This window comes from Cytophagales bacterium (assembly GCA_019456305.1).
Classification (GTDB): Bacteria; Bacteroidota; Bacteroidia; order Cytophagales; family VRUD01; genus VRUD01.
Genome location: VRUD01000004.1, coordinates 1 through 13,868 on the forward strand (window position 1 = coordinate 1; position 13,868 = coordinate 13,868).

The window sequence follows — 13,868 nt, forward strand, 5'->3', positions numbered from 1 at the left end:
AAGCAAATCAGCGATATTCTCCCCTGCCTCCCCATTCCCATATATAAAACTTTGTTCGTATTTTCCGTTTGAGATCTGTTTCCCGATTGCATTTATTATTTCGTTCTTATTATAACCGGTATCCATCACATTGCCGGCTCTTTCCCTGTTATTCTGACGTGTACCAATATTTATGATGGGCACGCCCATATATGAGCTTTCCCTTATACCGATAGAAGAATTACCCACCATGCATTTACAATTATACATCAGCTTCAGAAAATCACCGGAACGCATATTTTTAAAAAACCGTATATTCTCAGGATTTTCCAGTTCCCTGAAAGTTCTGATCGCCTTTGATGTACCATCAGAGCCGGCATCAATATTGGGCCAAAACCAAAAAGTGGGCATGTTTATATCTTTTATTGCATGCAAAGTTTCTAATGCCTGAACCTTTGCAACTTCATATTCGGTGGTAACCGGATGCTGCATAACAACTATATAGCCATCAGAAAAATCTATTTCATTCCCCACCCCTCCATATTTTTTAATAGGATCAAAGTCCAGTGCGGGATCATTAAGGATTTCCTTTGCCAGATCTATGGAAGGACAGCCGGTATGATAAACACACTCCGGGTCTTCACCCATGCTTATCACTTTTTCTGCAGCTTTATGCGTTGAAACAAAATGAAAATCTGCTAATTTAGTAATTGCGTGGCGCACTTTATCATCTATGGAACCTGTTTCTTCCCCACCCTGCACGTGAACCAAAGGGATATTCATATAAGCGGCTGCTATGGCAGTCGCTATGGTCTCAAATCTATCAGCAACGGTTATTACAACATCAGGGGAAAGATTTAAAAAAACATTTGATAGCTCCAACATTCCCAATCCTGTTGTTTTTGCCATACTCGTTAGGTTATCCCCCTCTATCACGTTATAAACTTTGGCAGCAATCTCAAATCCGTCTTCCTTAATATAGTTGATAATTGAACCTAATCTTTCAAGCAAAGCAGAGGTGCTTACAACCAATTGAAGTTCCATGTCTTTGTGCTTGTTTATTGCCTGCAGCGCTGTTTTAATTCTACTATAACTTGGCCGGGCGGTTATTACTACACAGACTTTACGTTTCATAATGAAAAAAATGAGTATATCTATTTATCTCTTAATCTACTTGCGATATATCTAAACACGTCAATGAGTTTATACTTTGAAGGCAAAATTTTATCTTCCACATGCTTATGATGGGGAAAAGACGCTATATTGGAGTGGTGGGGTGCATTATCCCACCCAATTATCTGCTTGTTTAATTCATCCAGCCAATAGTAGCTATAACGTTGCAAAGATTTATTAAATCTTTTTTCCCAAATCCTTAAACTACTTCCGTCAATAAGCCTCAATCTGATTTTAGTAAACTCAAAACCATATCTTTGTATTGTAGAGGTAAATTCTATGGTTTCAATAATATCACCAAATTCTTCTAAAATATCAGTCATTAGATTTTCCTAACACAAATCTCAAATCTTTTACTAAACTTTGTGCTTTATTGAAAACATCATTCCAAAAGGACCATTCAACAAAGTCTTCATGCAGCTTATGATCAGCATTCTTAGGAAGCGTTTTTTTGAAACCTTCAAAACTTCCATGGTATATCTGCTCAAATTTCAGTATGTTCTTTTTTGCTTCTCCTAACTCCACCTCTTTCTCCTTTAGTTGTATAGCAGCCACTTCTCGTAAGGCGCCTGTCAAAAGCTTATCGCGCAATTCAGGATCTATATTAGAAAATCTATCAGGTATTGATAATTCTATTTTAGTCATAATTGTGATATGTTTTTAATTATTAATAAACTACTAAATCTTACCTCAATCATCTTTGTCTAACATTTTTTTTAAATCTTCAATATTATCTGAAAAGGTCAACAATCCTTTCTCAAATTCACTTAATGAATCAATATGATTTTGGTAAATTTTTTCACGTTGGCTTTTAATTAAATAGCGTTTAGTAATAAAATATAAATCCTTGATTTCTTCTGTACTTAACTCTTTTATTTCTCCTACTATTTTTGTAAAAGTATTCATAGTATATGGATTGTGGATTACAAATTTAGCAAATTATTTCAATTCTAAAAAATAAACCAACCAAATGTCAGAAAAGTTTGGTAGGTGTGGCACACCTGTCGTTAAAAAGCCTTAGGACACCTTTAAGGTTTTTAAAATCTTATTAAGGGGAGGTGTGCCACATCTTACTTTCGTTTTGGTAGGTGTGGCACACCTTAAATCATATCAACCTAAATCATCCATGCTCAGAAAATGATCTTCCGGCACGTCCCTTATTAGCTTTTTCCCTATTATATTATTAATTTCACCGGGAGGTATCCCGTTTCCCGGCTTCTTAAAAGTGAGGTCTTCGTTTTTAAGGATCGTTCCTTTTTTTAATTTATTTTTTGTGATGATGCTTTTTGTAAAAAGCTTCCTTACAGACCGCATTTCAGAATAGATCTCATCTTTTTTTACAGGGTTTGCGTTCACCAGTTCAATATACCTAATCCCTTCCACTAAGGTTTTTAGCTCTTCAAGAGTAACTGATGCCGCTACATCCGGGCCGAACATCTGGCGGCTGAATGTTACGTGAATTTCCAACAGATCCATCCCTGATGCTGCACCTGCCAGGCCCGGGAAAATTGTCCCGGAGTGGTCAGAAAGCCCGGCCGGGCATTTGTATCTTCGCCTGAAATCATGGATTAAATTCAAACCTATTTTCTCTGGCGGACAAGGATAGGCTGCTGTACATTGCATTACAGCGTACTGGATCCCTTTCTTTTTAAATAAATTTACAGCCTGGTCTAACTCTTTAATGGCGCTCATTCCCGAAGAGATAATAACAGGCTTTTTTGTTTGTGCAATTTTATCCAACAGTGGTGTATTATTTACTTCTCCGGAGGCAATCTTCCAAACTTTAATCCCTATATCTTCCAGAAGATCAACAGCTTCAAAAGAGAAAGGCGAACTTAAAAACAACAATCCTTTTTCTTCTGCATGTTCTTTCAGGCCTTTCCATTGCACTTTTGTAAATTCCATCCTTTTCCAATAGTCATAGCGGGTTTTGTCTTGTTTGCTAAATTTCACCCGCCAGGGTTCTTCAGGAGTACTCTCTGCCTCTGCAATATGTGTTTGAAATTTAACAGCATCTGCACCGGCATCTGCAATGGCATCAATATAGGCATGCGCTGTACCTAAGCTGCCATCATGTGCCTGGGCCACTTCAGCAATTAAGCAGCATTTGTGCGTATTTTTATTAATACTTTCAAATAACATGGATTATTAGTCATTTAAAATTTTATACAAAGCATCGGCAACTCTTTCAGATGCCTTACCGTCACATACCCCGCACTCTATATATTTAGTTTTTTCTCTTTGTTCCAGATCCACGTCAGGGTTCTCCAAATATTTAATAATATATCTTTCTAATTCTTCAAATGATTTAGCTACTTTAACGCCTTTTAGGTCAATTAATTTCTTCAAATGCAAATATTCCTGCGTTCTTCTTACAGATCTAAACCATGGTAGCTGCTGGTCAGCATCAAAGGAGGTCAAAATTACAGGCTTATTTTGTACAATTGCATCAATTGATAATGTAGAGCCGGAATTCATTGATACGGAACAGCCGAAAATTAAGTTCACTAATTTAATTAAATCTTCGTCTTTCATATTCCAACGTAATTTACTTTCCTCTTCAAGTAAAGGAAAATCAACTGCCACCCTTTCATTTTGTATTTTTTTTAAACGAGGCAGCCAATTAAGATCCGCCAAATTACCCTGCACATTTTGAGGGTGCGGCCTGACCACCAACTGCATATCCCTGCCAAAATCATTTTTCGTGATCTTATTTGCCAGCCATTCAACGATGTCTATTTCATGTGGTGCGAAATAAGGAGAACTCATTCCCAAAAACAGGTATGGTTTTTCAGGATCAAGTTTTAAAAGTTTCATGTAATGGTTCAATTTCTCAGTATCAGGACTTAAAATATGTTTATCAAAATGCGGGACACCTGTTTCAAATATTTGCTTTTTTTCAAAATTGTAATATTCCACAATTTCACCTGACATAATAGGCCCCCAGGAAATAAAATAATCTGAAACTGCCGGGAAATGGCCTTTGCAGGTAATATTATCCCAACTTAATAGCTGGGTAACAGTTTTTATTTTATTGCGTACTCCCATGTGAATAAATGAACCCTCCAGAAAATCTGCCGGATACGTAGCAATTATCAAATTTGGGTTAATTTTTTTGATCAATTGAGCTACATTTTTATTTTTAAGCATGATTTTTTCAAACTTTTTGAAAAGTTCAACCATCCATTGATTTTTTCTTGAAAACAGGTGCAAAGGATAATAAATATAAGGAGTTATCTTTTTCCAGGGAATAATGCTTTCGTTAAATTTGATGCTTCTCAGATGTTTTGACCAAAGTGCAGGGTTATTTTTGATATCTTCGTAAATATAGCTTCTTAAAACTAAATATTCAGAGATCAATAAACGATTGGTTTTGGGGGTTTGAAATATCGAAATTCCTAGCCTGTTGGCAGTGGATTGCATACTTTCCTCATTGGCATTTGGTGTGACGATTGCTATTGACAATCCTTTATGCTTTAAATGAGGTATCAAATCTGAATCAAAGATCATTCTGGCAGAAAAACCGTGGCTTATAATATAACATATATCAAAGTTCATTCTTTTCATACAAAAAATTTGCAAACTCCAGATCAAATTCATCATTAATATCAATAGATCTTTCCCGTGGCATTACGTAGCCTTTACAAACGTCTCCGATTATTTTTCGACTGTCTATAACACGCCTTTTTGATGCATATACCGAACCATTCCTGATATACAATTTTGGTATCTGATGTGCTGCCGTAAGCCCTTTTTCATCTTCAAAATATGGTAACAGCACCGAATCTTTCAGTAGCTTTATTTTTTTTGGATGAAGGGCATGACTCAATTCACAAACGCTAACACTGCTGTCAACATTAGCATCTTCTAATAAGCGAATGGTATTTTCTATGTCTTCATTTGTAGTAAATGGGGAGCTGGGCTGTAAAATAACTATGTACTCAAAAAGGTTATCATTATCTTCTGTCTCATTCAGTGCATGTCTTACATATTCGATAGCTAAAGATTTATCACCTGAAATTTTCCCGGGTCTTTTGAGTTTGGTTATTTTATTGTATTGACTTGCCAGGTTCAATATTTTTTCATCATCTGAAGACAAAACGATCGTGGTCAATACGCTGGTATTAATAGCAGCCTCTATGATCCACTCAACAAGACGCTTTCCGCCAATTTCTCTTAGGTTTTTATTTTTTACCCTTTTAGAATCGCTTCTTGCAGGGATAATTGCCAATATGTTTTTTTTACCATTCAATTTAAACTATGATTTTATTCTAATGTCAAAATTAAAATTCATAATATCCACGATTTTAACCTGATGAAAATCCCTATGTAAAGGATTCAAAATAAAGTTATATTCCTGCGGAACAATAGTTGAAGGTATACGAATTATTAAAAATTCATTTTTTATTAAAATTTTTGAACCTAATTTTTTATTTTCAAATACTCAACCACCTTTTTTGCAATAAACACTTCTGTCTTCTCAAAAGATTCCTTTGTATTTCCACCAATATGCGGAACGATCAATAAGTTGGAATTATTATTTGCATAATTGATCAAAGGATGATCTTCGGTAATATCCGGCTCTCCATCCAAAACATCCACGGCAGCGCCAGCGAGTTGTTTTTTGTTTAATACATCAATCAGCGCCTGTTGGTCTACCACACCACCTCTGGAAGTGTTGATCAAAATTGAGCCCGGTTTAAAGTAAGAGAGTTCCTCTTTTCCTATCAAATTTCTTGTTGTGTCATCATAGTTTACGTGTAAGCTCACAATATCAGACTTGCTGATCAAATCATCCAATGTATTCACCTTGATCGCCAGGTCATCGGGAAAGTCCGGCCGAATATCATAACCTAATACATTCATTTTAAATGCCTTAAAGTAACCGGCAACAATTTTACCTAATCTCCCCATACCAACAATTCCAACGGTTTTCCCATACAGCTCAGTTCCCTGGAACAGATCTCGTTTCCAGGCGCCCTGCCTGACAGAATTTACAGCTTCGGGGATTTTTCTAATTAAAGCCAGGGTAATTCCAATAGTCAATTCTGCTGTGGCCCTTATCTCTTTTAAAAATTCCGTTTCCCCTTTCAGGCTGATCACTTTAATGCCGTACCGGCTGCAAGCTTCCGCGTCAATATGGTCAATACCTGTAACCGGACACGCAATTACACAGCAGCGATTATTTTTATTTATCATTTCACGGGTAACCCTATCAGAAAGCCTAAGCCACACAACATCAAAATCTTTGATTGCTTCTCTTATGCCTGATTGCCGGGTATGATCAAAAAAAATCTGACCGGCTTCTTTTAAAATATTGATCGCCTGATTGCTAAACTTTTCAGGAGCTGCTATATAAATCTTGATTTGCTTCAATTAATTCGTATTTTTGCACAAAATAAACATTTTTTTATTAAAAATCCTTATTTTTACCCGTATTAGGTGTCGCACACCTTGAAGAAATTATTTTGAACTATCAAACCCATGCCAGATCCAAAACAATACATAATCCAACAAAACGAAGTTGATTTTAAAAGAATAATCTTTCTGATTGCAAGAAACTGGCTGCTGATCTCTATTATCACAGCCATTACTTTGTCAATTGGTTATTTTATGATAAGATATTCAACACCTATCTATACATCAAGTGGAACGCTGCTCATTAAAGACAAAATGAACACTAGTGTAGGTACGGATGCAATATTAGAAGAATTGGACTTGTTTAATATAAAACGAAATATTGAAACTGAAGTAGAGATACTTCTGTCACGCTCGCTGATCAAAAGAGCATTATCCGGTATTGATGTTAATGTTTCATACTTTCATGCCGCACGGCAAAAACTAAAAGACCATGAATACTATAAAGATCCTCCTTTCATTGTTGAAACTAAGTATGCAGCCAAAGAACTTTATAACAAAGTTTTTAATGTAGAACTATTGGATAATAACAAATTTGTATTAACAAATAATGGAAATAAAAGCACCCACCATTTTGGCGCTGCCATAAATGAGTGGGGGATTACAATTACTAAAAATTTAAAAAATCTTAACAACATGCCTGATGTAACCTATTCATTTATTGTACATGATACTCTTACTCTTATTAATAAATTTAAAGCAGGGCTGGAAATATTTCCTCCCGGTAAGAAAATTTCAGTAATAAAAGTATCCTTTAAAGACCGCATACCTGAAAGGGCAAAAGATTTTATTAATGCTGTATTAGACGCTTATATATCCCGGGAGAAGGAAGATAAAACACAGATATTAACAAATACTATTAAATTTATTGACTCACAACTGAAGGATATCCAAAATAATTTAATATTCGCAGAATTCAGCCTTGAGAAATATAAAACAGATCACGGAATAGTTGATTTAGAAAAAGAAACAGAATTATCAATTACCAGATTATTTCAATATGACAAAGAAAAAGTAATATTAGAATTGGAGCTTCAATCCTTAGATTCTTTATATTCTTACATCATACAAAATAAAGACTTAAATTTAATTGCTCCGGCATTTATAGAAAAACAAGACCCTTTACTTTCCTTATTGATCAAAGATCTAATAGCAAACCAAACCAGAAAGCGATACTTATTAACAAATTCCTCAGAGTTAAATCCTGCTATAAAACAATTAATGCTTAAAATTGAAGATATTAAAGCTTCTCTGGTCGAAAATATTAACAATGTAAGAAAAAGCGCCTTGGATAATTTAAACAACCTTAAATTAAAGATCAAAAAGTATGAAAAAAACCTTAATACCATCCCCGCAACAGAGCGTGAATATATAGGTATTCAAAGACATTTTGTAGTAAATGAAAACATCTACATGTACTTACTTAAAAAGCGGGCAGAGATATCAATTGCTAAAGCAGCCACTGTTGCTGATAACGCAGTACTTGATTATGCTATTACGCCTACTGCTCCGGTATCGCCAAGAAAAAAACTTACATATATTGCCGCTTTACTCTCCGGAATATTATTATCCCTTGCATATATTTTCACGAAAGACTTTCTGGATGATTCCATTACCAGCAGAAGCCAGCTCGAAACTTTGAGTGATATACCCGTACTGGGCATTATTGGGCATAGTGCCGTTGGCAAAAAAAGAAATCTTGTCGTTATTGATAATCCCAAATCAGCGCTGGCTGAATCCTTCAGATCGGTCAGAACAAACCTTCAGTATATGGCCAGTGATGTTGATAAAAAAGTGATCTTAGTTACTTCAACAATAAGTTTGGAAGGGAAAACCTTCTGTGCTATAAATCTTGCTGCGATATTGGCATTTTCCGGGAAGAAAGTCATTTTAGTTGGTTTTGACCTGAGAAAACCCGAGATCCAAAAAGATTTTGGCATGACCAATGATGACGGGATAAGCCAGATATTAATCGGTAAAGCTACTTTAGATGAAACGATAAAAAGCTCTAAAGTAGAAAATCTGGATATATTGACCGCAGGGCCGAAACCTCCTAATCCTTCTGAACTCATTATGCACCCCAAAACCAAAGAGATTATTGAAAAGCTGAAGAAAAAATATGACTACATTATCATAGATACGCCCCCGATAGGGATCGTTACAGATGCACTTATATTGATGGGCTATGCAGATATTAACCTGTATCTTGTCAGACAAACATACTCCAAAAAACAGCATATTGAGACTGCAAACCAGTTGCTAAAAGACGGAACAGCTAAGAACCTGACGCTGTTATTAAATGATACAAAAAGAGACCGAATTTATGGGTACGGTTATGGATACGGCTATGGTTATGGATACGGGTATGGATATGGCTACGGATATTACGAAGAAGACAAAAAACAGAATGGTATGTTAAGAAAGATCAACGGGCTGTTTAATTCAAATGGCCTGGTAAGAAAAGTCGCAGGGCTGTTTAAATAATGGAAAATGGGAGATGGGAGATGGAAAATGGGAGATGGAAAATGGAATATCCGGGGTAGTAATTTGTATCAATAATTTCTTATAATAATGGATGACAAAACCATAGAATTACTGGAAAGAACATCTAAATTTGGAGTTGAGATATTAAAATTTATTAAATATCTAAGAAGATGGAAAATGTAAGATGAGTGAAGTATATTCCCATTTACCATTTACCATTTTCCATCAAAACGCGTCTTCAATATGCAAGATATCAAAAACGCCCTTTTCTAAAGTAACTGAAATGATATCAAAACGTATCTGCCCGCCACTCCCCGGCTCATGCCTCCTACCCCATGGCGATTCTTCCATGAAATTTTCAGCAGCTTCTTGTATCAGTTCAACCTTTTTTTCATTCACTGCCTCTTCAGGGTAACCAAAATCAATCCTTTTCCTTGCTTTCACTTCCACAAATATCAGCAGGCCTTCCTTTTGAGCAATAATATCAATCTCAGCCCTTTTATACCGGTAGTTCCGTTTAAGAATTTCATAACCATTTTTTTGAAGAAATTGGACGGCAAGATCTTCCCCTTTTTTCCCGAACTCTATGTGACCAGTCATGATACTAATATACGAATAAAAAAATGCTAATATACGAATGAATACTAATCCCGCCTTTGGCGGGACTAATAATGAAATCTATATTAAGAAGCAGAGTAAAAATATTCGTATAATTAGTATAAAGTAGTATATTAGCATTATAATTAGCATATTTGCATCGGGGATTCGTATTATGAAAAAATTAATATCTGGATTTAGCAAACAGCTCAAAGAAGCAATAGAAATTGGTAAGCAATTAAAACTAACAAAACCTGGCGCTGAGATCAGAAACATCGTTGTTGCAGGCATGGGTGGTTCGGGCATTGGCGCCAATTTAGTGGAATCCTTTACCGCTGATAAATTAAAGGTTCCTTTTGTTATTACAAAAAATTATGAAATCCCCGGGTTTGTGGGCAAAAATACGCTGTTTGTAGCTTCCTCCTATTCGGGCAATACCGAAGAAACCTTATCCTGCATTAAACAAGTCCTGAATAAAAAAGCAAAAATAGTTTGTATCACATCCGGTGGAAAACTTCTGGAAATGGCAAATGAAAAAGATCTTGATCATGCCAAAATTCCTTCGGGCATTGATTGCCCGAGAGCCTGCCTTGGCTACTCGTTTGTTCAATTGCTCTTTATTTTAAATGGCTATGGATTAATGAGCAACAAATTTATTGATGATCTTTTAGCAAGTATAAAATTAATAGATCAACTAAGTGATAATATTCACAAACAGGCAAAGGAAATTGCCCAACGATTACATCATAAGCTGCCAATCATATATGTTGACAATAGATCAGGCGCTGTGGCTACCCGTTTTCAGCAGCAAATAAATGAAAATGCCAAGCAGATATGCCATGTGAATCTATTCCCTGAAATGAACCACAATGAGCTTGTAGGCTGGGAGTTCCCGGAAAATATTTTTTCACAAACAGCTGTAATAATAATTCGTACCGGTTATGACCATCCGCGAAATTCTGTCAGAATGAATATATGTAAGTCGATTTTTGAAAGAAAATGTGGTTCGGTATTAGAAATAAAAGCGACTGGCAATTCGCTGATAGAACAATCTATCTACCTGATACATTTATTGGATTGGGTGTCTGTCTATCTTGCAGAATTGAACGAAATTGACCCGTTTCCTGTTGATATAATAAATTATTTGAAAGGAGAATTATCTAAACTAAAATAAAATAAATTTTTATTACCTTTGAAATATGAAATATAAAGTAAATCTAAAGAAATCAGAAGAAGGTTATGCTGTATGGGTTCCAGGTTTACCTGGTTGTTGCTCACAAGGGCAAACAGAAAATGAAGCCCTGGAGAATATTAAAGATGCTATACAGGCATGGTTAATGACAGTAGAAGAACTGAATAAAGAAGAAGAATCTCGTTATGTAGAAGTAAATCATGCCTAAGATACCAGGTATAAACCACAAGAGAGCTATACACGCTTTTGAAAAAGCAGGTTTTTGGATTGCAAGACAGGGAAAACATATAACGATGACCAATGGAAAACAAACTGTTACCATTCCCAGAGCAAATCCAATTAATGCTTTTACAATGGCCGATATTGTAAAAGGGTCAGGTCTAACTATTGAGGAATTTAAGAAACTTTTATGAGGTAAACTGTATGAATATAACTCATTCATTAAAAAAGTGTCAAAAAACAAAAAAGTCCATTTCAAACATCTCGGACTGATTGATTATAAAAAGGCCTGGGATCACCAGGAGCAATTATTCTCGAAAATTATTGACATTAAGCTTAAAAACAGAAAATTAGATCACCAGGATCATATTCCTACCCCAAATTACCTGCTCTTTTGTGAACATCCCCACGTGTATACCTTAGGCAAAAGTGGCTCCAAAGACAATTTATTAGTGAATGAAAAAGGGCTTAAAGAGAAAGATGCGGCATTTTATGCTATAAACCGGGGTGGCGATATTACCTATCACGGACCCGGACAAATCGTTGGCTATCCTATTTTTGATCTTGATAATTTTTTTACGGATATTCATAAGTATCTTAGACATTTGGAAGAAGCTGTAATTCGAACTTTAACAGATTACAATATCAATGCCAGGCGTATTGAAGGTTTAACAGGCGTATGGGTTGATAATAAACAAGATAATAGCTCCCAAAAAATTTGTGCAATAGGGGTAAGAACAAGCAGGTGGGTTACCATGCATGGCTTTGCTTTTAATATCAATACCGACCTTTCTTATTTCAATAATATTATCCCCTGTGGCATTTCGGGCAGATCGGTAACTTCTTTGGCTTTGGAACTTAATAGGGTGATTGATATTAAGGAAGTTGAAATAAAGCTCATGGATCACTTCCGTGAACTTTTTGGGTTGACAATCGTTAATACTAATTAATAAAATGAAAAAAGATATCTCCTTTCCACCGGTAGAAGATGTTGCGGTAGCTATAGCCCGCAAAAAGAGCAGTGTAAACAATTATGATTGGTATGTTTTTTTGATAAATAATAATGACATAGCATTAAAAAACGTATTGGTCAGCTCCAAGGGCTATGGATACCAGGATGGTAAAGAACGTAAAACCTCTGTACTAAGGCATCTCATAAACAAATTAGAACCTCAATGCCATACTATCATAGAACCCATTGATCCCGCCATTTTCCATCTCTGTAATGAATTTTGGGTAAGCTATTACATCAAAAAGCAGATATATGATAAAAAATTTATATTTGTGCCGGAAAGTATCATTGAGAAAAATTTAATGAATATACCACAACTTAATTTGGAAGGAATCTTGCATGAATAAGCGCATAGCGCTTAGAGCATGGCGCATAGCGCATGGCGTAAGACTACGGGTTGCTTTTACGCTATGCGCTTTGCTCTATGCGATTTTAATTATGACTAAATTTAGATTTCAAGATTTGGGAATATAGCAATTATCAAGAAAAATAACTAATTTTAAAAAAACTCTTTGAGCAAAGCGCAGTGCACTTTACCCCGCCAACTGGCGGGGCCATGCGACCATACGGTCGGGCGTATGCCCGCTATGCTCTATGCGCATTACCATGTTTGATACTAATTATCTAAAAAACATCCTCTTCCTTGACATTGAAACAGTTAGCTGCGAAGAATCTTATGACCAAATAGACGACAGGTTAAAAAGTTTATGGGATAAAAAGGCTCAATATATCAACTTGCCGGAATTGAGTAATAAAGAGAAATTCTACGAAAAAGCCGGCATTTATGCAGAATTCGGGAAGATCATAACGATCGGAATAGGTTATTTTTCAAAAAATGAATCTGCTGAATTAACTTTCCGGGTAAAAGCAATTGCCTCGCATAACGAAAAAGATGTACTTGCAGATTTTAAGCATCTGCTTGAAAATAAATTTGATGCCTCAAAACTTTTCCTTTGCGCGCATAACGGTAAAGAATTTGATTACCCCTATATATGCCGCAGGATGCTGGTTCATCAAATAGGCCTGCCAAAGGCGCTTGATATTTCTGATAAAAAACCCTGGGAAGTTCGCCATCTTGATACGATGCAAATGTGGAAATTTGGTGACTATAAACACTATACTTCTCTTGATCTGCTTGCTGCTCTTTTCGGTATTCCTACAAGCAAAGACGGGATAGACGGCAGCATGGTGAATCATGTTTATTACAAAGAAAAAGACCTGGATAAAATTGCTGAATACTGCAAAAGAGATGTGGTAGTAACGGCTCAGTTGTTTTTAAGGTTGAACAATCATCCTGTTATTGATGAGGCGAATATTCATTTGTTGTGAATGCAGAAGTGCTAAACTATTTTTTTTATCTTTACGTAGTAAATAAAATTATGGAAACAATCAAAATAAAAGTAGATACCAAAGAGAACGCAAATTTTTTAATCAAACTCTTCACAGATCTAAATTTTATTAGATCCATTGAACAGAATGGGACTAGTGTAAAAGAATTTGATAATTACGTTACACCCGGTGAACCAATGAGTATTGAAACTTTTAGGATGCGTATTAAAAAAGCCGAAAGAGATATTAAAAAAGGAAAGATGCATACATCCGGAGCGATACGCCAAATGATGGAAAAATGGTAATAAAAGTTAGGTGGACAGAGAATGCTCTGGATTCGTTAGAAAAATTATTCAATTATATTGGTGAAGATTCCCCACTTAAAATGCAGTAGAATTTACTTTAAAACTACTTGATTTTGTTGATACTTTTATGGAATTATCTGTTTTTTGCACCTCCTTATAA

At 35.6% G+C, this 13,868-nt stretch carries 17 protein-coding genes; 8 read left to right on the forward strand and 9 right to left on the reverse strand.

The annotated features are described in order from the left end of the window. The 8 genes from neuC to FVQ77_01300 all read right to left on the reverse strand — a co-directional run. A partial coding sequence (gene neuC / locus FVQ77_01265) for a UDP-N-acetylglucosamine 2-epimerase (hydrolyzing) (protein ID MBW8048973.1) occupies positions 1-1,113 on the reverse strand: 1,113 nt, incomplete at its 3' end. Positions 1,114-1,133: 20 nt separating this feature from the next. After that, positions 1,134-1,475 carry a hypothetical protein gene (locus FVQ77_01270; protein ID MBW8048974.1) on the reverse strand — a complete coding sequence of 114 codons (342 nt, stop codon included), beginning with the start codon at positions 1,473-1,475 and terminating at the stop codon, positions 1,134-1,136. Continuing rightward, on the reverse strand, positions 1,468-1,797 hold the full coding sequence (locus tag FVQ77_01275; protein MBW8048975.1) for a hypothetical protein: 330 nt from the start codon (positions 1,795-1,797) through the stop codon (positions 1,468-1,470). Before FVQ77_01275 ends, FVQ77_01270 begins: the two co-directional genes overlap by 8 nt. 45 nt (positions 1,798-1,842) lie before the next feature. Next, positions 1,843-2,058 (reverse strand): hypothetical protein, encoded by a 216-nt coding sequence (locus FVQ77_01280; protein ID MBW8048976.1) that lies wholly within the window; start codon positions 2,056-2,058, stop codon positions 1,843-1,845. Positions 2,059-2,262: 204 nt separating this feature from the next. Beyond that, positions 2,263-3,294 carry an N-acetylneuraminate synthase gene (locus tag FVQ77_01285; GenBank protein MBW8048977.1) on the reverse strand — a complete coding sequence of 344 codons (1,032 nt, stop codon included), beginning with the start codon at positions 3,292-3,294 and terminating at the stop codon, positions 2,263-2,265. 6 nt (positions 3,295-3,300) lie between these two features. Further along, positions 3,301-4,719: a hypothetical protein gene (locus tag FVQ77_01290; GenBank protein ID MBW8048978.1), complete on the reverse strand. Its 1,419-nt coding sequence runs from the start codon at positions 4,717-4,719 to the stop codon at positions 3,301-3,303. Continuing rightward, positions 4,700-5,404, reverse strand: coding sequence for an acylneuraminate cytidylyltransferase family protein (locus FVQ77_01295; GenBank protein ID MBW8048979.1), 705 nt, complete (start codon positions 5,402-5,404; stop codon positions 4,700-4,702). Before FVQ77_01295 ends, FVQ77_01290 begins: the two co-directional genes overlap by 20 nt. A 170-nt stretch (positions 5,405-5,574) precedes the next feature. Next, positions 5,575-6,528 (reverse strand): hypothetical protein, encoded by a 954-nt coding sequence (locus FVQ77_01300; protein MBW8048980.1) that lies wholly within the window; start codon positions 6,526-6,528, stop codon positions 5,575-5,577. Between the two features lie 108 nt (positions 6,529-6,636). On the opposite strand from FVQ77_01300, the gene FVQ77_01305 reads away from it, so the two are divergent. Beyond that, positions 6,637-9,054 (forward strand): polysaccharide biosynthesis tyrosine autokinase, encoded by a 2,418-nt coding sequence (locus FVQ77_01305; GenBank protein ID MBW8048981.1) that lies wholly within the window; start codon positions 6,637-6,639, stop codon positions 9,052-9,054. A 225-nt stretch (positions 9,055-9,279) separates the two neighbouring features. Here FVQ77_01305 and FVQ77_01310 read toward each other — a convergent pair whose 3' ends face one another. After that, entirely contained in the window at positions 9,280-9,654 is a 375-nt protein-coding gene (locus FVQ77_01310) for a YraN family protein (protein ID MBW8048982.1), read from the reverse strand. A 172-nt stretch (positions 9,655-9,826) separates the two neighbouring features. Between FVQ77_01310 and FVQ77_01315 the strand changes: the two genes are divergently transcribed. The 7 genes from FVQ77_01315 (at position 9,827) to FVQ77_01345 (ending at position 13,708) form a co-directional block, all read left to right on the forward strand. Next, a complete protein-coding gene (locus FVQ77_01315; protein ID MBW8048983.1) occupies positions 9,827-10,825 on the forward strand; it encodes a bifunctional phosphoglucose/phosphomannose isomerase in 999 nt (332 codons plus the stop codon). Between the two features lie 25 nt (positions 10,826-10,850). Further along, positions 10,851-11,051 (forward strand): type II toxin-antitoxin system HicB family antitoxin, encoded by a 201-nt coding sequence (locus FVQ77_01320; protein ID MBW8048984.1) that lies wholly within the window; start codon positions 10,851-10,853, stop codon positions 11,049-11,051. After that, positions 11,044-11,256: an addiction module toxin, HicA family gene (locus tag FVQ77_01325; GenBank protein ID MBW8048985.1), complete on the forward strand. Its 213-nt coding sequence runs from the start codon at positions 11,044-11,046 to the stop codon at positions 11,254-11,256. Before FVQ77_01320 ends, FVQ77_01325 begins: the two co-directional genes overlap by 8 nt. Before the next feature lie 36 nt (positions 11,257-11,292). Beyond that, the gene (lipB, locus tag FVQ77_01330; GenBank protein ID MBW8048986.1) at positions 11,293-12,012 is read left to right on the forward strand and encodes a lipoyl(octanoyl) transferase LipB; all 720 of its coding nucleotides are present in this window, start codon (positions 11,293-11,295) and stop codon (positions 12,010-12,012) included. A 4-nt stretch (positions 12,013-12,016) separates the two neighbouring features. Further along, positions 12,017-12,421 (forward strand): hypothetical protein, encoded by a 405-nt coding sequence (locus FVQ77_01335; protein MBW8048987.1) that lies wholly within the window; start codon positions 12,017-12,019, stop codon positions 12,419-12,421. A 259-nt stretch (positions 12,422-12,680) separates the two neighbouring features. Further along, entirely contained in the window at positions 12,681-13,403 is a 723-nt protein-coding gene (locus tag FVQ77_01340) for a 3'-5' exonuclease (GenBank protein MBW8048988.1), read from the forward strand. 50 nt (positions 13,404-13,453) lie between these two features. Continuing rightward, entirely contained in the window at positions 13,454-13,708 is a 255-nt protein-coding gene (locus tag FVQ77_01345; GenBank protein MBW8048989.1) for a hypothetical protein, read from the forward strand. Positions 13,709-13,868: the final 160 nt, after the last annotated feature.